Source organism: Almyronema sp., assembly GCF_052168255.1.
GTDB classification, from domain to species: Bacteria; Cyanobacteriota; Cyanobacteriia; order Phormidesmidales; family Phormidesmidaceae; genus Sphaerothrix; species Sphaerothrix epifaneia.
In genome coordinates, this window is the sequence record NZ_JBQLZL010000004.1 from 111,616 (window position 1) to 133,107 (window position 21,492).

21 protein-coding genes are annotated in these 21,492 nt (G+C 51.1%); 10 read left to right on the plus strand and 11 right to left on the minus strand.

The window, feature by feature from the left end:
- Positions 1–261: 261 nt before the first annotated feature.
- Complete coding sequence (locus ACTS3T_RS01010) at positions 262–810, minus strand: cyclic nucleotide-binding domain-containing protein (protein WP_377965312.1); 549 nt, start codon at positions 808–810, stop codon at positions 262–264.
- An 88-nt stretch (positions 811–898) separates the two neighbouring features.
- Between ACTS3T_RS01010 and ACTS3T_RS01015 the strand changes: the two genes are divergently transcribed.
- From ACTS3T_RS01015 to ACTS3T_RS01025, 3 genes are read left to right on the plus strand one after another with little or no spacing between them, the layout of a single operon-like run.
- On the plus strand, positions 899–1,708 hold the full coding sequence (locus ACTS3T_RS01015) for an RMD1 family protein (RefSeq protein WP_377965310.1): 810 nt from the start codon (positions 899–901) through the stop codon (positions 1,706–1,708).
- Between the two features lie 51 nt (positions 1,709–1,759).
- Positions 1,760–2,995 carry a glycosyltransferase family 2 protein gene (locus ACTS3T_RS01020; protein WP_462934624.1) on the plus strand — a complete coding sequence of 412 codons (1,236 nt, stop codon included), beginning with the start codon at positions 1,760–1,762 and terminating at the stop codon, positions 2,993–2,995.
- 1 nt (position 2,996) lies between these two features.
- Positions 2,997–3,857, plus strand: coding sequence for an alpha/beta fold hydrolase (locus tag ACTS3T_RS01025; protein ID WP_377965306.1), 861 nt, complete (start codon positions 2,997–2,999; stop codon positions 3,855–3,857).
- Positions 3,858–4,022: 165 nt separating this feature from the next.
- Here ACTS3T_RS01025 and ACTS3T_RS01030 read toward each other — a convergent pair whose 3' ends face one another.
- Positions 4,023–5,423, minus strand: a complete 1,401-nt coding sequence (locus tag ACTS3T_RS01030; RefSeq protein WP_377965304.1) for a serine hydrolase domain-containing protein — start codon at positions 5,421–5,423, stop codon at positions 4,023–4,025.
- A 213-nt stretch (positions 5,424–5,636) separates the two neighbouring features.
- Here ACTS3T_RS01030 and ACTS3T_RS01035 point away from each other — a divergent pair, with 213 nt between their 5' ends.
- Positions 5,637–6,440, plus strand: a complete 804-nt coding sequence (locus ACTS3T_RS01035) for an SDR family NAD(P)-dependent oxidoreductase (RefSeq protein ID WP_377965302.1) — start codon at positions 5,637–5,639, stop codon at positions 6,438–6,440.
- A gap of 97 nt (positions 6,441–6,537) precedes the next feature.
- On the plus strand, positions 6,538–7,014 hold the full coding sequence (locus ACTS3T_RS01040; protein WP_377965300.1) for a TspO/MBR family protein: 477 nt from the start codon (positions 6,538–6,540) through the stop codon (positions 7,012–7,014).
- A 149-nt stretch (positions 7,015–7,163) separates the two neighbouring features.
- Here the strand turns inward: ACTS3T_RS01040 and ACTS3T_RS01045 are convergent, their stop codons facing one another.
- Positions 7,164–7,682: a hypothetical protein gene (locus ACTS3T_RS01045; protein WP_377965298.1), complete on the minus strand. Its 519-nt coding sequence runs from the start codon at positions 7,680–7,682 to the stop codon at positions 7,164–7,166.
- A gap of 642 nt (positions 7,683–8,324) precedes the next feature.
- Here ACTS3T_RS01045 and ACTS3T_RS01050 point away from each other — a divergent pair.
- On the plus strand, positions 8,325–8,648 hold the full coding sequence (locus tag ACTS3T_RS01050; protein ID WP_377965296.1) for an RNA recognition motif domain-containing protein: 324 nt from the start codon (positions 8,325–8,327) through the stop codon (positions 8,646–8,648).
- A 69-nt stretch (positions 8,649–8,717) separates the two neighbouring features.
- Positions 8,718–8,921 (plus strand): 30S ribosomal protein S21, encoded by a 204-nt coding sequence (gene rpsU, locus ACTS3T_RS01055; RefSeq protein WP_346292381.1) that lies wholly within the window; start codon positions 8,718–8,720, stop codon positions 8,919–8,921.
- On the opposite strand, the gene ACTS3T_RS01060 is transcribed toward rpsU, so the two are convergent.
- The 7 genes from ACTS3T_RS01060 to ACTS3T_RS01090 all read right to left on the minus strand — a co-directional run bounded on the left by ACTS3T_RS01060 (position 8,905) and on the right by ACTS3T_RS01090 (position 17,719).
- Positions 8,905–9,963, minus strand: coding sequence for a fatty acid desaturase family protein (locus ACTS3T_RS01060; RefSeq protein WP_377965294.1), 1,059 nt, complete (start codon positions 9,961–9,963; stop codon positions 8,905–8,907). The genes rpsU and ACTS3T_RS01060 overlap by 17 nt on opposite strands.
- Before the next feature lie 63 nt (positions 9,964–10,026).
- Complete coding sequence (locus tag ACTS3T_RS01065; protein ID WP_377965292.1) at positions 10,027–10,737, minus strand: hypothetical protein; 711 nt, start codon at positions 10,735–10,737, stop codon at positions 10,027–10,029.
- Positions 10,738–10,951: 214 nt separating this feature from the next.
- Positions 10,952–12,148 (minus strand): hormogonium polysaccharide biosynthesis glycosyltransferase HpsP, encoded by a 1,197-nt coding sequence (gene hpsP / locus ACTS3T_RS01070; protein WP_377965377.1) that lies wholly within the window; start codon positions 12,146–12,148, stop codon positions 10,952–10,954.
- A gap of 147 nt (positions 12,149–12,295) precedes the next feature.
- Complete coding sequence (gene hpsO / locus ACTS3T_RS01075; RefSeq protein WP_377965290.1) at positions 12,296–13,465, minus strand: hormogonium polysaccharide biosynthesis glycosyltransferase HpsO; 1,170 nt, start codon at positions 13,463–13,465, stop codon at positions 12,296–12,298.
- Between the two features lie 36 nt (positions 13,466–13,501).
- Entirely contained in the window at positions 13,502–14,518 is a 1,017-nt protein-coding gene (gene hpsN, locus ACTS3T_RS01080; RefSeq protein WP_377965288.1) for a hormogonium polysaccharide biosynthesis glycosyltransferase HpsN, read from the minus strand.
- A 20-nt stretch (positions 14,519–14,538) separates the two neighbouring features.
- The gene (hpsL, locus tag ACTS3T_RS01085; RefSeq protein ID WP_377965287.1) at positions 14,539–16,194 is read right to left on the minus strand and encodes a hormogonium polysaccharide biosynthesis protein HpsL; all 1,656 of its coding nucleotides are present in this window, start codon (positions 16,192–16,194) and stop codon (positions 14,539–14,541) included.
- 175 nt (positions 16,195–16,369) lie between these two features.
- Entirely contained in the window at positions 16,370–17,719 is a 1,350-nt protein-coding gene (locus ACTS3T_RS01090; RefSeq protein WP_377965285.1) for a pentapeptide repeat-containing protein, read from the minus strand.
- A 109-nt stretch (positions 17,720–17,828) separates the two neighbouring features.
- Between ACTS3T_RS01090 and ACTS3T_RS01095 the strand changes: the two genes are divergently transcribed.
- From ACTS3T_RS01095 to ACTS3T_RS01105, 3 genes are all read left to right on the plus strand, one after another.
- Positions 17,829–18,725 carry an SDR family oxidoreductase gene (locus ACTS3T_RS01095; protein WP_377965283.1) on the plus strand — a complete coding sequence of 299 codons (897 nt, stop codon included), beginning with the start codon at positions 17,829–17,831 and terminating at the stop codon, positions 18,723–18,725.
- Positions 18,726–18,822: 97 nt separating this feature from the next.
- Positions 18,823–20,322, plus strand: coding sequence for a site-2 protease family protein (locus tag ACTS3T_RS01100; protein ID WP_377965281.1), 1,500 nt, complete (start codon positions 18,823–18,825; stop codon positions 20,320–20,322).
- A 4-nt stretch (positions 20,323–20,326) separates the two neighbouring features.
- Positions 20,327–21,070 (plus strand): PIN domain-containing protein, encoded by a 744-nt coding sequence (locus ACTS3T_RS01105; RefSeq protein ID WP_377965279.1) that lies wholly within the window; start codon positions 20,327–20,329, stop codon positions 21,068–21,070.
- A 38-nt stretch (positions 21,071–21,108) separates the two neighbouring features.
- On the opposite strand, the gene ACTS3T_RS01110 is transcribed toward ACTS3T_RS01105, so the two are convergent.
- A complete protein-coding gene (locus tag ACTS3T_RS01110) occupies positions 21,109–21,429 on the minus strand; it encodes a hypothetical protein (protein WP_377965277.1) in 321 nt (106 codons plus the stop codon).
- Between the last annotated feature and the right edge of the window lie 63 nt (positions 21,430–21,492).

Sequence of the window (21,492 nt, forward strand, 5' to 3'; positions counted from 1 at the left end):
TACTATCTTCAACAATCAAAATGCTGCTGAACTGAGATTCTGAAGCCATTACCTAACCCTTGATTCAGTCAGAGAAGCGCAGTTACTAGATTAGCCTGCATAAGTGTAAACCACTTCATGTAGATACTACGCAATTCTAAATTCTCGCTTGCGCCAGTCCGTAAATGCAATCCCTAAAGTTGGCTGTTTGACTAGGTCAATTCATCTAATTGCTTGGAGAGATGGGAGCACTCCGACCAGTTCCCTGGCAGTTTTGGCTATTTAAGTTTCAATGGCACCGTCTCGCAAGCGCCGCAGCAGCCAATCAAAGCGAATAGCCGCCAGCGACATATTGGCTGCCATGTCAAGGTTAAATGTTTCATCCGAAAGATCGAGGGGACGCCAGTGGGCAGCGTCGTGAATTTTTTGTACGGTTCCTCTGAGCCGAGTAGACAGCAAAATGGCTAAGGCGCGATAAAATCTGGCGGCAAACCAAACATCCTGCTCAAGCTTTTCAATCAAGCGATCTTTAGGAATAGCCAGCACCAGGCTAGGGGTAATGGCTTTTACGGTCGCTGACGGTAAGCGAGTATCGACAAATGACATTTCGCCCACCACTTCCCCGCTGGAAAGATGGGCAATAATTTGATCTTTGAGGGCCGCAACTTGTACAGTCAGCGTGCCATCGAGCAAGAAGTAGATAGCATCAATGGGTTTACCTTCATGGATCAAAACGGTGTTTTGGGGGATTTCTTGCCGCTTACCAGTTGAAATTAGCCAGTCAATATCGTCATCATCCAACACTCCTAGAATAAATAGAACTCTTTTCATCCGCGTTACCTAATGGGGCGTGCTGAATTCATTTACATTAGCTTAGTAGGGCATTGCTTATTTTCTCCGACAGCGCGACTAATTCTGCATGCAGCTTTCTCTCTTTTCCGAAACGGATACGCTTCAAGCTCGGGCTTTGTTTTTAGGCCAGAGTCTCGATCTAGAGCCATTTAGCACGACCAACTCGCTGGCGACAACTCCATTGATGGTGAAAGCGGGCGATCAGGGTTGTGCAGTGTTATTTGATTATGGTGCGGTAATTGTGATCGGACTCTCTCCTTTAGAAGAGGTTAACTTTTTAGCTGCTTTGGAGGCGCTGGTAACGGCACCTTTTGCTGAACCGGAGACGGAAGAAATTACGATTCATCTGGATGGAGCTAAGGCCGGTAAGGTGGAAAATGACACCCTCTGGCTGGCTGAGTTTGATATTCCCAGCTTGCAGATTGTGTCTGATATTTTGGCCAAGAGTGTGGTTTTGGCGCACTATGAAATGGGGGCTGCGGCTGTTTTCGATCGCATCGAACCTTTTGCCGCCAGTTTGCAGCAACTCAGCAACAACCGCAAACAAGCCAACGAACTTCTGCGACAGATTGGCAGTACGCTGCTAATTCAGCACAAGATGGTAGGGCGGGTTGAAATTATTGATAAGCCTGAATTGCTTTGGGAGTTTCCAGATCTCGATCGCCTTTATCTGCGCTTAGAGGATGAATACGAAATTCGTGAGCGTCATTTGGCTTTAGAACGTAAATTGGATCTGGTTTCGCGAACAGCCGAAACTGCTCTAGAACTACAGCATCAAAACACAGGACTGCGCTTAGAGTGGTACGTGGTGATTTTGATTGTGATCGAGGTGCTGCTTTCGCTTTACGATTTGTTTGCCAAACGGTTTGCTTTTTAAGGGTTTGAGGCTGTTGGAGTGGCGGAGCGGCGATCGCCGTCGATTGTTTATATGTTGACCCCGATTGAGACTGGATTGTTGATCGCGATTGCCTTGCTGCTGGTATCCATTTACGGCATGGTAATTTTTTTTGGGCGACAAAATGAGTCTCTAAATCAGGCACCTCACCTAACGGCGATCGCGGTGATGCCGCTACAGCTACCCCGCGTGAGTGTGATTATTCCGGCGTACAACGAAGCTGCCAATATTCAAAGCTGCGTAGAAGCGGTGCTGGCCAGCCAGTTGCCAGAAACGACTCAGCTTCAGGTGATTGTGGCTGACGATGAATCGACCGATCAGACGCTTGCGATCGCCCAAACCTTAGCCGCTTGCGATCCGCGCCTTGAGATTGTGCAGGTACCGCCTCGTCCGGCTGATGCTGTTTGGCGAGGTAAAAATTGGGCTTGTGCTAACGCCGTGAAGCAAGCGACTGGCGACTACTGGCTCTTTATTGATGCGGATGTGCGTCTAGGGCCGCAAGCGATCGCAACGACGCTGCAAAAAGCTGAGCAAGCCCAAATTGACCTGCTTAGTTGTGCGCCTAATATTGTCTGTGGCTGTCTGGCTGAATGGTTGGTACAGCCATTGATGATGAGTGTGCTGGCGATTGGTTTTAGCTTTGAAGGGGTCAATGATCCGGCTCAGCGCGATCGCGCCTTTGCGGCTGGCCCATTTATGCTTTTTCGCCGTACCACCTATGAAGCTCTGGGTGGCCACGAAACGGTTGCTGAAGATCTTGTAGAAGATGTCGCCCTGGCTCGTCTGGTCAAACGCAAGGGGCACAAATTGCACTACACGCTGGCGCTAGCGCTCTTGCAGGTACGAATGTATCAAGATTTTGCCAGCCTTTGGGAAGGGTGGACGAAAAACTACTACGTGGGTACCGGGCGTAATCTGTTTTCTACCTTGTATTCTGCTTTTGCTATTGGGGTGGTGTTTGTGTTTCCCTGGTTGGGGTGGGCGATCGCCTTGACTAGCTGGCTGATTGCCTGGAATGTTGCGGCGTTTTCAGTTCAGCCCTGGCTGCTAGGGTTGGCTGTTGCGTTGGCCTGGGGCGCGATCGCTTTGCAATACTTTTATCGCTTACAATCGGCTCGCCGCTTTGGGCAGCCGCTTCGATACTTCTGGCTCAGCTGGCTGAGTGGGTTGCTGGTAGCCGCGATCGCGATTGGCTCGGTGATTAAAACCGAAACGGGGTGGGGCTGGACTTGGCGCGGGCGATCGCTAGCGGTCAAGCAGCAGGAGTAGCATGTCACTGAAAACGATTCAGCTTAAGACGTATCAGGCTGCCTATCGGCAACAGGGTCAGGGAACCCCGCTGATTTTTCTCCACGGTTTTTTGGGTAGCAGCGCTAACTGGCAACCCATTATGTCTCAGCTACCGCTTGATTACCCCTGTATTGCTTTAGATCTGCTGGGCTTTGGCGGGTCTTCACAACCGCCGCTGAAATATACCATTTGGCATCAGGTTGCTTTTTTGCAAGAATTTATTGCCGCTCTCGATCTCCAAGCGGTTCATCTGGTTGGTCATTCTTATGGTGGCTGGGTGGCAGCAGCCTACGCGATCGCGGCTAGTGGCTACACTTGGGCGGCTGACTATAGCCGTTGGCTACCGCCAACTGCCGCTGATCCCCGGTTGATCTCTCCGGCTCGTCTAAGCCTGGTTGCCCCTGCTGGCATCCGCGATGATAGCTTTGTCGGTCGCTATACCTACCTCAGACCCCTGCTTTGGCAAACCCCTCTTATCGATTGGATTTTGAGCGCGATCGCCCCTTTAGCCCGCTTATGCCATCAGGAGGCAACCTTTGCCCAAATTTATCGCGCCCGCACAGAATTGCTTAAGCAACCAGTTGCTAGATCGTTTTTAACCGATCGCCTAACCCCGACCGATGCGATTGATACTGTTGAACCCTATCTGGGCGCGATCGCGGCTCCTACCCAGATCATTGCGGGTGAACTCGACAGCACCATACCGCTGTGGCACTGCCAAACCTATGCTGCTGGTATTCCTCAGGCTCAGTTAACGGTTTTGCCCCAGGCGGAACACGATTTAATCCAAACCCATAGCAAAGCGATCGCCCAACTGATTACCCAGCCCGTTACGCCGTAGACTGCCGAAGAGTCATAGCCTCGCGCTTTTGCCTGCTGCCTTTGCCCTACACAAACCCGCTCACTTTACTAACCAGCAAAGACATCGCTTTAGCCCCAAGCGTTAAGACGCTTCAAATCCTGAAAGCCGCCGCCAGAAACTTTGCCTTTTGCCTTCTGCCTTTCGCTACAGGGCTTTTACCAAACGTTCAATAAACCATTCGTGATCCCAACTGCCACGCAACTGCGACAGCCCAAAGCGAGCCACAACCAAATCTAACGAAGGAATAATCGTCAAAAGCTGACCCTGATAGCCAGAAGCCATAAATGCGTCGGCAGGCATTTGAGGCCGAGGCGATCGCTTAGAGGCATAGGAACGGGGTACCTTGAGCCAAAAATGAGCGCCATACTGCTGCTGGGGAGCAGCCGGAGCCGGGGTACGAGAATACGCTACCCACCCCTCTGGTAAAAGCCGCTCTCCGCGCCAAACGCCATCTTGCAAATAAAGCTGGCCAAACTTGGCCCAATCTCTGGCGGTAGCGTACAAGTAAGAAGAACCGACAAATGTGCCAGCAGCATCTGGTTCTAAAACAGCGCTGGTCATGCCCAAAGGCTCAAACAAAGCCCGATGCGGAAAAGCAAAGTAGTCAGCCGCTGTGCCCCCCACCACTTGGCGAATAATCTGGCACAAAATCAGGGTAGTGCCGCTAGCATAGCTCCAATGAACTCCCGGTGCTTCTTCTAAAGCGCGATTAGCCGCATATGCGGCCATATCACCCCGACTAAACAACATCTTGGTGACGTTTGAAAGCGGATTGCTGTAAATTTCAGAGAAGGGCAAGCCACTGCTCATCCGTAAAAGCTGATCTAGCGTAATTTGATCGCAGCGATCGCCCGCTTCGTTACAGTCGGCCACCAGACTATACGTATCGAGCGCTAACTTTCCCTGCTGCACCAAAATGCCAATTAGAGCATTGACAACACTTTTAGCCATCGACCAGCCCAAGAAGGGGGTTTCGGCGGTAAAGCCAGGTGCATAGCGCTCAGCAATAATTTCACCCGCTTGTACTACCAGCACAGCCCGACTACGCTGTAGCCGCCTGGGGTTCGATTCTTCAAAAGCAGACGCGATCACTGAATCTAGCGCCTCTGCCTGGACGTGAGCGGGCAAGCCTGAAGCTATCGGAAACTCGAACGTGCTTTTGGACTGGCTTGCACCAAAGCCTAGGGGATTGGGTTGTTGCCGAATCACTGGCTCAGGAATATCTACTACCAGCGTGCAGCCTAAACCTGGCCGATAAATGACCTTGCGCCGCGCTAACCCTAGCACAGAGGCCGTTACTGTCTGCGCTTGCCAGTCAATCTGAGTTTGTACGTATTTGAGTAAAGCCAGGTTATCAACCGCTAAATCTTCGGCTAAAACCGCTTCCGGTTTGCGCCGCGCCACAAAAACGCTAGAAGCCAAAATCTTAGCTTTATAAGCCGCTGCCAGTAGAGCCGTCCGCCATAACACATACAGACCTGCCCACCCTAGCAAGATTGCCAAGATACTCAGCCCACTTAAAATTGGAGCGGATAAAATTGCCATTCATTTCGGCTAATGCATCAGTTCAAACTTTTAGCAAATTCTCGTTTAGATTTTACCTGTCTATCGATACAAACTCGAAAGCGTCTGTCTATCTCTGCTTCAAGGTAGACCAATAAAAGAACGAATCTACCTACGATGAAAAACAGCCCTGCTAGCAGATTCAGTTGAGGGTCTGTTCAGCAGAGACTTAACTTAAAAACTAAAGGAGATTTTATGGAGTTAGGCATTAAGGATAAAGTTGCCGTGATTACAGGCGGCGACTCCGGCATTGGGCGAGCAACAGCAAAATTGCTAGCGGCTGAAGGAGCCAAAATTGCTCTGATCGATAAAACGACCGATCCCCTACAAGACACGGTTGCAGAAGTCCAAAAGGTGGGAGAGGCGTTGGCCGTTCAGGCAGATCTGAGAGATTTGGAAGCCGTTAAGTCTGCTAAGCAGCAAATCCTCGATCGCTTTGGCGCTGTTCACATTTTGCTAAACGCTGCAGGCATCACCGGAGCGACTAAACCCTTTCTAGAGCTAAGCGATCAAGACTGGCACGAAACCTTAGAGGTAGACTTTATGGCTGCCGTTCGCGTCTGTCGAGCCTTTATTCCCTGTATGCAAGCAGCGGGTTGGGGACGGGTTGTATTGATTACTTCTGAAGATGCTATTCAGCCTTATACAGACGAAATGCCCTACTGTGCTGCGAAGGCAGGCGTTTTGAATCTGGCAAAAAATCTCTCCAAAGCCTTTGCTAAAGACGGTGTTTTGGTCAACTCGGTTTCGCCTGCCTACATCGCTACGCCCATGACCGACAAAATGATGCAGCAGCGAGCTGAAGAAAAAGGGATCAGTTTTGACGAAGCAATTGAAACTTTCTTAAAAGAGAAGCGGCCTCACCTGGAACTACAGCGACGGGGCAAGGCAGAAGAGGTGGCAGCGGTCATTGCTTTTCTCTGTTCTCAGCAATCTAGCTTTGTAGTGGGTGCTAACTATCGAGTGGATGGGGGATCGGTAGCCAGTATTGGTCTTTAAGCCAATGGGCGATCGCCTACACCTGTCACGGGTCAGATGTTTCTTTTGGCGTAGCGCCGCACAATCAAGCCATATGCTCACTTTTATGTAAAAGATTATGCTGAAGCCCTGGATGATTATTGGTGGCATTACTATCGCGATCGCTGTTCTTGGCAGTAGCCCTATTCCGCCAACGGGTGTGAAATGGTTTCGGCGGCTACAGCGACCTAGCTGGCTCACGTTTGAAAAAGCAATTCCGGTGATTTGGACTGTTGTTTTTGTCTGCGGGGCTTGGTCAGCTTATATCGTTTGGCAGCAGGATCCAGGCAGCACCCGTACCTGGGTTCTAATGGGTATCTATGCGCTGTTAGAAGTTGTCACCGTTGCGTACTCAACCGTTATGCTTTGGGTCAAAAAGCTAACGGTGGGTTTAGTGATTGGCGCTACGGGCTTTGTCATTGGCTTGCTGCTGGCGATCGCGGTTTTGCCCCTGTCGCTGGCCGCGGCTGCTTTACTGTTGCCCTACTTAATCTGGAGTCCTATTGGTACCTATACCACTTGGGCAATGATGCAGCTTAATCCAGCAGAAACTTGATAGCCTAAGCGATTGACCGATGTAGATACAGACAAAATGAAAAGCTTGCTGTCGGCAGCTTGCAGGAGTTGAAGCGTCTTAACGCCTGTAGCTACAGCTTGATCAGAAAAAAGGGAGAGGCAAAAGCTAAGCCTTAAAGCAACAGTCTCTTAGCCTTCGCCTTGGGCTTCTGTAGGGGGCAACTGCTCAAAAATATGGCCAATAATCTGGCTGGCTTTTTCGTCTAATTTGTCCCAATCAATGCTGCCTGCTTCTTCGTTTAGTAGCTGTGAGTCAACCGCAACCGGATAATCTTCGTCGCCTGGGGGAGTGTAGTCTCGAAAGCAAACCTGGTAGCACAGTTGCCACACGTCAACGGTTTGTAGCTGATTACCTGCTTTAAGTTGCAGTTCATACAAGGGGGTAGGCGTGGGCAATAGGGCAAGCTGTTGCTCGATTTGGTCAATCTCAGCTACGCTCTGAGCCTGACGGATTTGACCTTGTAAATCTTCAAATTGTTGTTTTTGAGCCGGGGTTGCATCCGTTGGCCAAACTTGCTCTGTTTGGTAAGAACCTTGCCAGCTAGAAGCTTCTAGCTGCTTGCGAATATTGTCAATCACCCGGATTAAAGCAGGTTGCATCAAAGCTTGCGCTAGCTGCCAGTCACGCTGGGTTGAAAATTTGGGCATGAGCACTCACCAATGCCAAACTGAAAAAATGTTGAGCGATCGCTGCGATCGCCTTTCTTAGTATCTTAGAAGACGCTCAGCTCGGCAATTCTCGTTAGCTTTTTAGCCTATTTACCTGCTCAAGATTGAGATGGATTATTGAGCGGCCATTGGCTGTAAAGGCGCTTTAGCGTCTATTTAGGCTACGGCATTCAAGCACTGCTGTTGTTTTCAAAAACAACGGAGCAACCCATCCTCCGCTACTTTTGTAGCTTCAGCCTCAGCCTGCTACAGAGATATAGGTGAGCTTCTCTGCGATCTTCTATGCCTTAGCTAAAAAGGGATTAGAGGAGGGCAGTCCCCCTGGCAACACCTTCTAGCCATTGTTGGGAGTGCCCCACCAAGCAATTAAAATCAGCAGATTTTGCCGCAAGATTTGCCCGATTTGCAGACTTTAGAAAAGGCAGATTTCGACTTTTAGCTACGCTAAAAGGGTAGATTAAAAGCGCTAGATAACGACGTTCAGCAGTCGGATTTCTGTGCTAAGGTGCATGAGTACGATACATTTATTTTCGGTGGCAAAGCTTGTTCTTAAGATTTTCACTTTTCAGGCGAATCTCCGAATCTAAGTGAAACTGCATTTTTCAGGCTGGAGGTTAGCCCATGACAGTTTATATTGGCAATCTGTCCTACGATGTTACCAGTGAAGATCTAGAGCACATTTTCGCTGAATATGGCACTGTTAAGCGCATAACCCTCCCCACTGATCGCGAAACAGGTCGTCCGCGTGGTTTCGGTTTTGTTGAGATGGGAGAAGATTCAGAAGAAGATTCTGCTATCGAAGCCTTAGATGGGGCAGAATGGATGGGTCGCGACCTTAAGGTCAACAAGGCCAAGCCTCGAGAAAAGCGCAGCACCCCAGGTGGTGGTCGCTTCGGTCGGCGTGGAGATTCTCGCGAAGATCGTAGCTTTTCTCAACGTTTTTAAGCGCGTAGGTTATTGCATGCTTTTGGCAGACTCGCTGTCTGCTTTTTTTGTCTAGATGGAGAAGACGATATGGCCCAAGTTACCCTGGAAGAAAACGAAGGAATTGAGTCAGCGTTACGGCGATTCAAACGCAAAGTTTCCAGAGCCGGTATCTTTCAGGATATGAAAAAGCACCGCTACTTTGAAACCCCGCCGGAAAAGCGCAAACGCAAGCAGCTAGCTCGACATCGCCAAAGAAGATGGTCTTCTAGGCGAGCTAGGCAATCTTCGTAGGCAAAGCGGCGATCGCGGGTGTATTTTTGGGATAACGCCCCGTCGCTGTTGCCCTATTTGACTCGTCAATTAGAGCGGGATGCTGCAAAAACCACAGTGTTTCTTGAAAGTAACCCTCTCCCATTGACATAGGAGGTAGCTGATGCTGCTGCAAGACTTGTTGTACTTGCGCAAAGGCGCGGGGCAACTGGTTAAAGGGAATATCTGGAAAAGCGTGGTGAACCGCGTGGTAGTTTAATCCACCCATTAGCCAGCTCACCCAGGCGGGGGCTTTAAGATTTCGACAGGCATAAAGCTGAGTCAGTTGATAGCTACCTGCCTGCTGCCATAAGCCGTAATGCTCAAGATGATCACGCGTTTGGGCGACAAAGCCGATTACTCGCTCTAGCACTAACCAAAAGACCAGGTATTGAAGCAAAACCTGGTAATGCCAAACCAGGCTCAACAAAGCAATTTGCGTCCACCCAATCCCCACGCTGTCAACCAACAGTTGCCGCTTCAGGCGGGGATTGACGGCTCTTAGCAGCCATGCTTTGCTAAGCGTTTTCACAATCATCCCCAAGCCCCCTAAACCCAAAAGATCGACAGGCCACTGATGACGAACATACCAGCGTTGCCAGGGGGCGGCAGCTTGATATTCTAAGTCTGTCCACTGTACCCTTTCCGGATCTTGCAAATTGATCCCATTCCAACCGTGGTGGAGGCGGTGCAGCTCAGCATACAGGCCATAAGGCCACAACATGGGCCAGCTTAGCAAACGAGGAATCACCGTTTCAAACCCATCCCAACCCGTGAGGGTATGGTGCATCATGTCATGGGTGCAGATCAGCAGAAAGGCATAAAACAAACCTGCGATCGCCGTTAAGCCCACAAAAGCTACCCAGCTTTGGCTCAGCCAAGCCAAACTCATAAAGCAGAGCAGCAGCAAACCAAGGCTGCCAAATCGCCAAAGCCCAACGCTAGGATTTAGCTGATAGCAATCAGCAGTTGCAGCTTGTAAGTCTCGCTTTAAACTTTGAAGCTGAAGAACGGGGCGATGCATGCATTACCACCCCCTTTTTTTGAGGTTGCTGAGAAAGGTGATATCTCTAGGATAGCGAATGGCTTATTCGAGTTGACGAAACTCAACATCTAAGCTAACCACTGTTGGCGCGATCGCTTGGACGCTGGGGTTATCTGAAGAAAATACACCTTCTCCAGACACGGCTAGCATATCTTCCTCGGCTGCTTCTGCCGCCGAAGGCGACAAACGAACATAGAGCTTGCCCTGATATTCGGCCAGTCTAGTTCCTTCTAAAAAAGCATATCCCCCATAGTCCCAGCCAAATCCGCTGAGCTGAAACGGCCCTAAGATTGCCTCTAATTCTGATAGCGGCATGCCTACAGATAGCCCTTCAGGGGTTTTCCAGTCGCTACCAAAGTCAGTGACGCTAAATAGCTCAGTGCGGGCTTCGTCTAGCCAAACCACCAAAAAAGACTGGTCAGCGCCCAAGTTAACTTCTGTAGCGGGTAAATTGAAGGCACCTTCTGGCCCCGGCCAGATCGTATTGGTCAGGGCAGCTTCGCCAAATAAGTCAACTAAATCATCGGCAGTCGTTTCGCGCGTTATAGGCCCTACCCGCTCTCCAGGGACGATTAAAAAATCGTTGCTAGCAGCTTCTAGGTCGGTCGAGGTGTCTGGCGTTTGAGCCGCAGGTGTAGTAGTGGCTGTAGATTCCGTCGGTGGGAGGGCTTCTTCTGAAGCCACTTCTGAAGGAGTACAGCTTACGAGATAAAGTCCTGACAAAAGGATGAAGCCTGTAATGACACGTTTCATGAGACGAAATATAGCGAATGGCATTTAGAGAGGGGCAACAAGTTATTAGATAATTTGACCGAGTACGCAAGGACGGATAGCGCGATCGCTGTCGCTTTGTCTGATGAGAGGCAATCACTATAGTACGCCGACCTGGTAGCCAAACTGGCTAAACAGCGTTTGCCATTCCCACCCTTGCTATTCTAGCCAGCTAGCTTAAGCGCCAAATGACTTCTCACTTCAATCTCTGCGGCTGTGAAGCTAAGAGTTGTCGATAAGCTGCGATTGTTTGCTGGGCGATCGCAGGCCAACTGTAATGCGTTTGAGCGTATTGGTAGGCGTTTTGTCCGCGTTGTTGGCGCTGTTGGTCATCCTCAAGGGCTTGCTGCAGGGCTGCTGTTAGGGCTGTTTGCTGACAGGGAACAACCCAGCCCGACTGACTTTCCGCGATCGCATGCCAAATATGTACCTGGTCAGAAATGACCACAGGCTTACCAGCAATCATGGCTTCGGCCACTGCAATCCCAAAATTTTCGTAGTAAGAAGGCAGGACGAAACAATCCGCTGCTGCCAGCAAAGCGGATTTTAGCTCTCCTGTCACAAACCCCGTCAGGGTTGTTTGAGATTTGAGCGCAGACGTTTGGATGCGCTGCTGAATTTGCTGCTCGTAATGGCGATCTTGAGGATTGGCCCCGCTCAAAATAAAGTGAAAAGCAACCCCACTTTGAGCCAGCGTTTCCAAAGCAGGCAGCAGCAAATCCAACCCCTTTTTGGGATCAATGCGAGACATATAGAGCAAAATAGGGGTCGCTGCAGGAATTTGGTAGCGATCGCGGATCTCAGCCTGACTCAGCCCAACGGCTGCTGGTGCAGCGACCCCCAATGGCAAGATTAAACCAGGAGTTGTGGTACCGAATCGCTCTGAAACTTTCGCTTCTTGTTCGCTAGTAAAGTGCAGGGCGGCTGCGCCCGCTAAATTTGCCTTTTCGAGCATGGCAACATAAATCCGTTTGAGGTGGCGCTTTTTGCGCAAGTCAGCCGGATCAAGCGTCCCTAAAGGGCGCAAAAGATAGGGTAACCCTTGCTGACGGGCTACTGTAGCCGCCGCACTGCTCAGGGGAGAAAACAGAGCATGAATATGGGCAATATCGTAGGTTTGAGCGTGCTGAGCTAGCCACCGCAACAACCCTAACGAAAACTTATAGCGCCGAAACGGTGAACAGCGAAAATACCAAACCGTATAGCCATCTTCTTGGACAGGAACCTGCAACGGCACCGCCAAAGGCGGCTCATCTACATCCCCATTGGAGTCTGTCGTGAGCACGGTGACTTCAGCCCCTACGCCTGTCAAGGCTGCTGACAACCCCCGCACCATTTGGCTAGGGCCTCCATACACCAACGAAATTGATGGCACAATTTGCAAAACTCGCAGCGGCTGATTCATTTTTTCTTCCTCTCTCCCCTCCCTTCAGGCTTTAACCCCGCTCTTTAAGCGACCTGGCTTCCCGGTTTTACAAACGTGATACTGGTGAGTTGGGTAGCTGCCTGCGCCAATGGAATGAGCCGGATCGGGCATGGGTTAACGCCCCAAAGATTGATAAAACGCTAACTGCTGTTGAGCCAAAGCGTGGTTCGTGTATTGGCGCATGGCGCGTTCATACCCCTGCCGAGCTAGGTCTTCCCTCAATTGGGGCTGCTCTATCAGCTTCTGCAAACAAGCCGCTAGCGCCTCCGCCTGCGCTTCCGGAAAAACCAGACCTGCGGTTCCAATTACATGAGGAATTTCACCAGAGTCTGAGCCAATTACAGGCACACCGCAAGCCATGGCCTCAATTAGGACATGGCCAAACTGCTCCTTCCAGCCAACTGCCGTCATCGTCTTAAACTGATAGGTTGTTTCAGACGGTAGTACCAGCGTCTGCATTAGGTTGATATAGCGGGGTACGGCATCGTGGGGTACACTCTCTACCCAAATCAGGCGATCGCGAACGCCTGCCTGTTCTGCTTTGTCTAGCAGCGTCTCTTGAAGTGGCCCGCGTCCAAGTAACAATAACTTCCAGGGGCGATCGCCTAACTGAATTACAGCTTGTAGCAACGTTAGCAGCCCTTTTTCCGCTACAAAACGACCGACAAAGCCAATAACAAAATCTTCTGGACGAATACCCAAAGAAGAGGCTAGTTCGGGCTGGGGCTGGGGTTGGAACAACTGCTCGTCTACACCAAGCTGCGGCATGACCTGCATTGCCCCCCGGTAGCCCCGTTGGCGTAAAATGTCTGCCCCATCTTGATTACCCACGATGACACCGTCTGTTTGCCCCAACGTATAGCGCTCTAGCAGTGAAACCGGAAACTTCAACTCATAAGGCAAATTCCACCAGGTAAAAAAGACGTTTTTGGCTTTCAAACCCAGTAGCTTGTTGAGCGTTATCAATTGAGCATAGGCCAAAGCTTTCGAGCCTTGTTCAACCTGAATAATGTGGGGACGAAACTGCCGTAGCAAAGTCACCACCTCTAGGCCAAAACACAAAAGTCCCTGATTGTTTTCACTAAAATTAGCGACGGGTACAATCCGAAAGCGTTCAGCGTGCTGGGGTTGGGGTTCAATTATGCGATTTTGTACTCCGCCCGGACGCCAGCGGCGAGGGACAACGACAGTCACTTCAACATCGGGTGAGAGTGCAGCTAATGCCCTGAGCTTTTCGCAGTTGAGATCGACAATATAGGTATGGCTAGCAACCAGAACTCTCATAGGTTTACGCATTCATTTAAGAGCAGCACGACTGGCTTAAACCAATTCTTTTTGGCTTTGGTTTTGGGAAGAGATGCAGGCGGGCATGGATTGGGGCTGAGTATAAACCCGCTCTTGATTACCCGTCTTGATTAGCGTGCCCACGGCATCTAAAAAGCCCAAGCTATAAAACCCGAAACGACTCATGACTTTGAGCGGAGAACCGCTTTTGTTACAAGGGGGATGGCCTAAAACGTGGCAATCAAATAGCCGCCCAGCCAGACGTAGCACCTGCAGCGGCGTCAAATTTTTGAGCGCCATCAAAAAGTGATTGTGATAAAAGGTGATTTGATAGGCTAAAGAACGCGTACTAATATCGTGACAGCCGCCTGTTTCTTCGCCCAAATGGATTAAATGCGCAGTTGGTGAATACCAGATCTTATAACCCGTTTGGCGAATACGCAGACAAAAGTCGGACTCTTCCCGGACGGCACTGCCACGAAAGCGTTCATCAAAGCGGAGTTGGTGTCGCTCAAATAACAGCCGCCGAAAAGACATGTTGCAGCCTCGAGCGGTGAGTACCTGCTGAGGCTTAATGGTATGCACCAGATCAATGTAATACCAGGCAATGCCCGGATCCATCGCCTGGGGTGGCAGGTCGGTAATCTGTAAGTCAGGCCGAGCATCTGCTAGCTTCATGCGATCAAAAACGCGGCCAGCCACTGCTCCAACATCAGGTCTATCGGTGTATACCTGAGCGTGCGCTTGCAGATACCCCTCTGGAAGTTCGACATCATCGTCGATAAAAAGAATAATGTCGCCGACGGCTCGTTCAACGGCGTAGTTACGGGCAGCCGGTAAACTCGCCCACTCCACCTGATACAACTGAATTTTGCCTTCAGCGGCGAGTTTTTTTAGCAGGGCTTCTGTTTCGGGCTGGTGGTGGCGGGTTTGATCGACCACAATCACTTCATAGGCGGGATACTGTTGCGCCAGAGTATTTTTTAAGGTTGCGCAAAGTACGGCTTCTCGCCCGTAGGTGGGGACGATGACAGAAATAAAAGGGCTGGTCACAATGCAATCTCCTTGCCTGGTTAGGTAAAGTCCACCATCTTCTTCGATTTGAGCTTCTTAGCTGCTTTGCCACTCTGGATAGGATCTTCAAGGCTGGCTTGCAGACGCTCTCGCTGGTCAATTTCAGGAATTTTTAGAGCAATGCCCGCTGCTAGCCAGTAATAGACGTTGACCGGATCCACATCCAGCGGATAGTAGTAGGGAAAATAGCTAATAAACAAAACAAAAACCCACATCGAAGCTGCATAGCCACGTAGGTTTTTTTCTTTGGTGGAGCGGTAGGCTCTAAAGGTGGCTACTGTGAGGACGGTGTAGAGAATGAGCAAAGCAAACAATCCCAACCAGCCGATTTCAAAGCAAACTTTAGGATGATAGGTTTCTATCAGTTCAACTTCGCCAAAAATACGGGCAGCGTTGGTGGCTCGTCCTACGCCTCTGCCTAGAATGCCCTGCTGCTCATTCATCACCCACAAAAACTGGTTGCGAATAAAGAGGTGTGGGGGAGAGGCATCCCAACGGCTTTGAAAGCTGTTGAGTCGGGCTTGAATAACTTCTGGGTTGCGAATGGCTAAGAAAGTAAGAATTAAAGCCAAGCCAATGCCTACAGGCACAAAACGTTTGAGGTTGGCAACTTGACCCGTTAAAAAGGCCAAAATAACGACGGTGGTGGGGACGAGCATCAAAGCAATCCGCTGCCCTGAGATGACGGCCATGATAAAAACAGCCACCATCGAAACCAGTCCTACTGTGCGCCACAGGGGTGAGCGATCGCTAAAGGCTGTGCCAAAGCTAAAGAAAGCTGACGAAATTAAAAACCAGCCCCACTGCCAGGGCGCAACGAAAGTACCGGGGAGGCGAATTTGTCCTTGGGAGGGGGTGTACAGCAGCGAACCGCCCACAAAACAGCGGGCTTTGAGCGAAGCTTTGAATAGATCAGCCCCTGACCCGGTGGTGCCTTCGCAAATGCCAGTTTTGAGCATGAAATATTGCACCAATCCCAAAGAGCAGGCCACCAAAATTAAAACCACTTGCAATCGCAAAATAAAGTAGAGGTCTTCCCGATTGCGCAGCAGATAGTAAATGCAGGGGATAACGAATAGGTAACCCACCAGGGTCTTAAGCCCTAAAATGCCAATCAAAATAGCCTGATCGCCACTGCTAAACTGCTGCGGCACATTGACGAATAAAAGCGTCATTGTAGTTAGCAGCAGCAGCAGCGTCAGGGCTAGCTTTAACGATTTGGGAATGACAAACGGTAAGCCCTTGCGACGGCAAAACTGCATAACGGCGATCGCTGCCGGAATGTAGAAAGCATCTTTGGCTAATTGCAGAATAGAGCTACCCCCCAAAGCATAGGTAATCGTGCCGGAGAAGGGGATATAAGCCACAAAGGCGTATACCGCTAAGCGAGGATAGCGAAACGACAAGCTAAGACACAGAAGGCCAAACCCTGCGCCTATGCCCAACACGGGATCGACAATTAAGCTAATGATCAGCCCCACAAAAGAACAGGCAGCACAGGCGGCAAGCGTATAGGCAATCAGGGCATCCCGCGCTTTCTTGGCTTGTCGCTGCTGGGCTTTAAGTTCTTTGGCGCTGAGTGTGGAGGTTTCCTCTGAAACTTGCTTTGAGCTTTTTTGCTTGCTTTGACGCTTAAGAGAAGAGGAACTGGCCATGCTCGATGATGATCACTGTGTTTACTTTACCCATAGCCCAAGACGAATTGCGATTGGCGTAAGATTCCGCTGGCTATACGCAATCTTTATGGTGAGGTGCCTATTCAGTCCCTAAAAAATGGTCGTCAGTTGATTCAACCTGGCAGCTAAGTCTGTGGGGTTTAACCGTCGCTATTTATCGGCCTAATAAGTTGGGTACATCTTCGCAGCCACCTGGAATCGTCGGGCGACTGCGGCTACCGCACCAGGCGCAGCAGTAGTGCCGCTGGGTTTCAGACATCCGCTGTACGCCCGTAAAGTTTGCTCCTTCGACTACGGCTCCGGTTTGGGCACCTGTGAGGTAGTTGGGTGGTTCGGTACGGCTCCGGGGTGAGGCGGTTTCTAAAGAGCCATAAAAAAAACGAGCACCCATGAGGTCAGCGCCTGCCAAATTGGCTTCATAAAGAATGGATCGGGCTAGATTGGCTCGTACTAGGTCGCCCTTTTGAAGATTGGCTCTAACCAAATTGGCATCGCTGAGATCGCTCCAGCGCAGGTCACTACCTGATAAATCGCTAGCGGCTAGCATGACGCCTAAGTCAATCACACGGGTGCCGCATTGGCGATCTTCGGCATAGCCCCCTGTGCCATCAAGAATGGGGCGACCCAAGCGAGTGTCGCGCTTTAGCGGTGTAAGCAAACGCGATCGCGATAAAAAGCGAATAATTTTGGCTTTGCCAAAGGCGTCGATGCTACTCAAAATAGCAGCCGTACGTGCTTCGGCGATCGCCCGTTCTTGCGGCCAGTCTTCTAAGAGTCCTTCATCGTCTAATACTAGGTCAGAGATGCCTTGAAAATAGGCGTCAATCGTTTGCTGCTGAGTAATCCGGTTTTGCTGCACGGTTAGATCGCGCGAAATGACATACTGCCGCCACGCGACATAAACTGCTAACACGGCGATGAAGATCTGACCAAATGCACCAAAAAAGTCGCCAATTGCGCCTACTACGTCCCAGCGAATGCCGCGTCCCCAAGCCAAAATCCGGGCATTGAAGCCACTAATTTGCATTAACCCGACCAAACCTAGCAGTGAACTGGGTAAAGCAATCAACAACGCCTGCTGCTGGCTGGAAATTTCCGTTAAAAAAGCGCTGATGGAGGGCCAAACCAGCCGAAACGAGATGGTGGTAGTGACTAGCGAACCTGCTAGGGTTAGCCAAAAGTCGTCTAAAATCAGCCCCGCCAGCAAGATGACAACGGCCACGAGGACAACGACGTTAGCAGAGGTTTGGCTGGTGGCTGAGATCGGCGAGGAGCTGGCTATAGCCAGCGGGGGGCTATCAGTTTCTGCGGCCTCTAAAGCTGCTGCACTATCTTCTTCAGCCGCTTCAGCCGTTGGGGTTGTAATTGGGGTTGGTTCTTCGTCTTCGGCGGCAACAGGCTCAGCCGGGAGCTGGTTATTGGCTGCCGCTTCAACGGGGCTGGGGGTTTTGTCGGCAGACGAGTCAACGGGTTCTGAGGTTGAGGAAGAAAGATTTTCGGTCATAGTCAATGGGGCAAGGGCTGAAACGTAAGCGGTCTGATGCAGAGCGGCGGCGACAAATCCTTGACTTATCCTAGAGGGAATAGGACAAATTAAGCACAAGATAGAGCGGATGGCGAAACTCTTGGTGACGGGGGCAAGCGGCTTTTTGGGCAGTTATGTTTGTGAGCTAGCCCAGGCTAGGGGGTGGCAGGTGTGGGGGACTTATTATCGGCAGTGTCCTCGCTTGGCCGGAATTTCGCTACAGCCGCTGAATCTAGCAGATTTAGCCGCGATCGCAGCTTTGCTGCAGGCCGTCCAGCCAGATGCGGTTATTCATACAGCCGCCCAGTCTAAACCCCATGTTTGCCAGCGTCAGCCAGAGATAACCTATCCGATCAATGTAACGGCGGCTGTTCGCTTGGCTCAGCTTTGTGCCGAGGCTCAAATTCCTTATGTGTTTACCTCGACGGACTTGGTTTTTAATGGCGAAGCAGCGCCTTACGGCGAAGCTGATGCCCCTACGCCGCTTAGTCATTATGGGGTACAAAAAGCGATCGCCGAAGCGGCGATTCTGGCTGCTTATCCGCTAGCAACGGTATGCCGCCTGCCGCTACTCTATGGGGCGGCGACGCCGACAGCCAGTTGCTTTTTATCAGCGTTTGTCAGCAAGCTGCAACAAGCAGAGCCTTTATGTTTGTTTACGGATGAATTTCGCACCCCCGTTAGCGTGACCTGTGCGGCTGAGGGGTTGCTGCTGGCGTTGCAAACGTCGGGGATTTTGCATTTGGGCGGCACTGAGCGGCTTTCACGGTATGACTTTGGTCGGCTTTTGGCAGGCGTGCTCAACCTACCGGAAACGCGTTTGACGGCCAGTTTGCGATCGCAAGTTGCAATGCCAGCGCCGCGTCCGCAAGACGTTTCTCTTGATAGCAGCCGTGCTTTGGCCTTGGGCTACCAGCCGCAATCGGTTCGCGTAGCCCTGGCAAAAATTTTGTCTGCAGCCGCGATCGCTTCACCTGCAGAATGACAGCCCAGAGACAGTTGCATCCCTGGGCGTTGCGAGTGAGGATAGAAAACACATACCTACTCAATTTCTATGGGTTGTTTTTAGCCAAAACGAGTAAATGATCACGTTTTTAATTTTGCTAGCGGCGATCGCTATTTTAGTCTGGGGGTTTATTCGGGTTCGACCTTACGGCAAGCTGGGCATTTTGGCCTGGTTACAGTCGGTGGTGTTGATGGCTCCTTGGCTGTTCTTTTTTGGCCTGTTTGCTGCTGGCATTTACATTAATCTGGCGGGTGTGTTGCTGTTGGTGCTGATTTCTGCCGGACTCTACATTTATCTAGGTCGCCGCTTGCGCCGTTTAGGCAGCGATGAGTTAGCCGCTAAGCGTGCCTCAAGCTTTGCCGCGATCGCTGATGATGATGAAGCAGTAGCGTCTACTGGGCCGCAGGCAGACTCATCCACCCCAGAGGCAACAACTGCCTCGAATGAATCCACCTTTACCGCCATCCCCGCTGCAGAACTAAGTCAGATCGAAGGTATTTTTGGCATTGATACGTTTTTTCGGACTGAAACCATTCCCTATCAAGAAGGAGCCATTTTCAAAGGCAACCTGCGGGGAGAGCCAGAAGCAACTGCCACTAAGCTGGCGGAGCTATTGTCCGAGCGGCTCAGCGATCGCTATCGGTTGTTTTTGCTAGAAGGGCCAGAAGATCGACCCGTTGTGATTGTATTGCCAAGCAGCACCGAACCTCAGCCAACAACGACGGCTCAAAAGGTCTTGTGTGTAGCGTTGGCTGTCGCCACCCTGGCGACGAGTTTAGAAACCAGCGGTATTTTGCTGGGGTTTGACTTTTTTCAAGAAGTCAACCGCTGGGCAGAAGTGCTGCCTTTGGCGCTGGGAATTTTGGCAATTTTGGTAGTGCACGAATTGGGACATTTTTTCCAAGCCCAGCGCTATCAAGTTAAAACCAGTCCGCCCTTTTTCTTACCTGCTTGGCAAATTGGTTCTTTTGGGGCGTTAACTCGCTTTGAGTCGCTGTTGCCTAATCGTACGGTTTTGTTTGACATTGCCTTGGCTGGGCCAGCAGTAGGTGGGCTGTTGTCGCTGGCGATGTTGCTGTTGGGGTTGGGGCTTTCTCATCCAGGCAGCTTATTTCAAATTCCTGCAGGCTTTTTTCAAGGCTCTATTTTGGTGGGGGCTTTAGCACGGGTCATGCTGGGAACGGCTGTGCAACAAAGTCTGGTAGATGTGCATCCGCTGGTGCTGTTGGGCTGGCTGGGGTTGGTGATTAATGCGATTAACCTTATGCCTGCTGGACAGTTGGATGGTGGCCGCGTTGTGCAGGCGGTTTATGGTCGCAAGGTTGCCGGACGGATGACGATTGTGACGCTGGTGGTGCTGGCGCTGGTTTCGTTTGTTAACCCACTGGCGCTTTATTGGGCGGTTTTGATTTTGTTTTTACAACGTAACCTAGAGCGTCCTTGTTTGAATGATTTGAGTGAACCGGACGATGCCCGCGCCGCTTTGGGGCTGCTGGCGCTATTTTTGATGCTGGCGACCTTGCTGCCGCTGTCACCTGGCTTAGCCGGACGGTTGGGGATTGGCGCTATGCTTTAGCACTATGGCAGAGACTCCTGTTTATCGACTTTTATTTGACACCTCTGCGCTGCTAGCGGGTAGTTTGCGCCAATGGCAGCAGTATGGGCCACTGGGCGAATGCTGCTTGCCAGAGGTTGTGCTTGAAGAGATGAAATTTCTCTGCGATCGCGCTCCTGATCCCGCATTAGAACCCAAGGCTAGAGAGTTTTTGCGTTTTTATCCGGCTAGTGGCTGGCAGGTGAGTTCGGTGCGGCAGGCTCACGCGGCTTTAGAGCCAGCTACCGGGCAGTCTCTTAGCAAACGAGCCAGACAGGCGATCGCGGTGTTAGAGTGCGCCAATGGGCTAGCCCAGACCCATCGCGATCAGCTGATTGTGCTGATTTCTAATAGTCAACCGCTGTTAAAGCAACTGTCTAAACTACAGCAGGTCAACCTCTGCGGTTTGCCCGAACCCGTGTTGAAAAACTGGAGCCGAACCGACCAGGTGCCGTTGCCGCTGTTGCAGGGACTGGCTCGCTTGCAAACAGAAGCCAACAAGCGACCCGCTAGGCCAAGCCAACCTGCTCCTAGCGTGAGTCCCTTGTCTCCACCGCGATCGCCCGCTGTAGCAACGCGATCGCGATCACCTAAACGCTCATCGGGTAGACGAGGACTGGTGCTGGGCTTGGCTTTAGTGGCTGTGGCCGTAGTCGGTTTGTGGTTTTTGAAGCTGTCTCAACCGCAGCGCTTTGAGCAAATCTGGCAACGGTTTAACCTAGAGGGGTAACCTCGCTAAATCGCTGCGATCGCCTGTGCAAGCTTGCTTTAGGTTTCTTCAGAGGAACCTTCTGCGGCTTCAGCTTCGGTTTCAGCCGCGACTTCGGCCTCGGCCTCGGCGGTTTCTACGGCTTCTGGTTCAGGGGCTTTGGGCTTGGGCCTGGGGCCACGCATTAATGCTGGCGGTACGGCTGGTTTCTCTTCGCGATCGCCGCGTCCTTTACCACGCCCTTTGCCACGGCCCTTTTTGCGGTCATCTCCCCGCTCCCGGCGATTTTCGCTGCGGCCTTCGCGCTGGCCTTCCGGGCTTTTAGCTGCTTCGCTGCCGCGATCGGCGCGTTCTGATTTTTTAATAGGTCGCTCAACCATGTTTCTATATATCTATTTAGCGCCATTAGCGATCCTACCTCAAACCAGACGGTCCTCATCATT

Coding starts and splice junctions, on each gene's coding strand:
- ACTS3T_RS01010 (WP_377965312.1), bottom strand. CDS start 810: ATGAAAAGAGTTCTATTTATTCTAGGAGTGTTGGATGATGACGATATT.
- ACTS3T_RS01015 (WP_377965310.1), top strand. CDS start 899: ATGCAGCTTTCTCTCTTTTCCGAAACGGATACGCTTCAAGCTCGGGCT.
- ACTS3T_RS01020 (WP_462934624.1), top strand. CDS start 1,760: ATGTTGACCCCGATTGAGACTGGATTGTTGATCGCGATTGCCTTGCTG.
- ACTS3T_RS01025 (WP_377965306.1), top strand. CDS start 2,997: ATGTCACTGAAAACGATTCAGCTTAAGACGTATCAGGCTGCCTATCGG.
- ACTS3T_RS01030 (WP_377965304.1), bottom strand. CDS start 5,423: ATGGCAATTTTATCCGCTCCAATTTTAAGTGGGCTGAGTATCTTGGCA.
- ACTS3T_RS01035 (WP_377965302.1), top strand. CDS start 5,637: ATGGAGTTAGGCATTAAGGATAAAGTTGCCGTGATTACAGGCGGCGAC.
- ACTS3T_RS01040 (WP_377965300.1), top strand. CDS start 6,538: ATGCTGAAGCCCTGGATGATTATTGGTGGCATTACTATCGCGATCGCT.
- ACTS3T_RS01045 (WP_377965298.1), bottom strand. CDS start 7,682: ATGCCCAAATTTTCAACCCAGCGTGACTGGCAGCTAGCGCAAGCTTTG.
- ACTS3T_RS01050 (WP_377965296.1), top strand. CDS start 8,325: ATGACAGTTTATATTGGCAATCTGTCCTACGATGTTACCAGTGAAGAT.
- rpsU (WP_346292381.1), top strand. CDS start 8,718: ATGGCCCAAGTTACCCTGGAAGAAAACGAAGGAATTGAGTCAGCGTTA.
- ACTS3T_RS01060 (WP_377965294.1), bottom strand. CDS start 9,963: ATGCATCGCCCCGTTCTTCAGCTTCAAAGTTTAAAGCGAGACTTACAA.
- ACTS3T_RS01065 (WP_377965292.1), bottom strand. CDS start 10,737: ATGAAACGTGTCATTACAGGCTTCATCCTTTTGTCAGGACTTTATCTC.
- hpsO (WP_377965290.1), bottom strand. CDS start 13,465: ATGAGAGTTCTGGTTGCTAGCCATACCTATATTGTCGATCTCAACTGC.
- hpsL (WP_377965287.1), bottom strand. CDS start 16,194: ATGGCCAGTTCCTCTTCTCTTAAGCGTCAAAGCAAGCAAAAAAGCTCA.
- ACTS3T_RS01090 (WP_377965285.1), bottom strand. CDS start 17,719: ATGACCGAAAATCTTTCTTCCTCAACCTCAGAACCCGTTGACTCGTCT.
- ACTS3T_RS01095 (WP_377965283.1), top strand. CDS start 17,829: ATGGCGAAACTCTTGGTGACGGGGGCAAGCGGCTTTTTGGGCAGTTAT.
- ACTS3T_RS01100 (WP_377965281.1), top strand. CDS start 18,823: ATGATCACGTTTTTAATTTTGCTAGCGGCGATCGCTATTTTAGTCTGG.
- ACTS3T_RS01105 (WP_377965279.1), top strand. CDS start 20,327: ATGGCAGAGACTCCTGTTTATCGACTTTTATTTGACACCTCTGCGCTG.
- ACTS3T_RS01110 (WP_377965277.1), bottom strand. CDS start 21,429: ATGGTTGAGCGACCTATTAAAAAATCAGAACGCGCCGATCGCGGCAGC.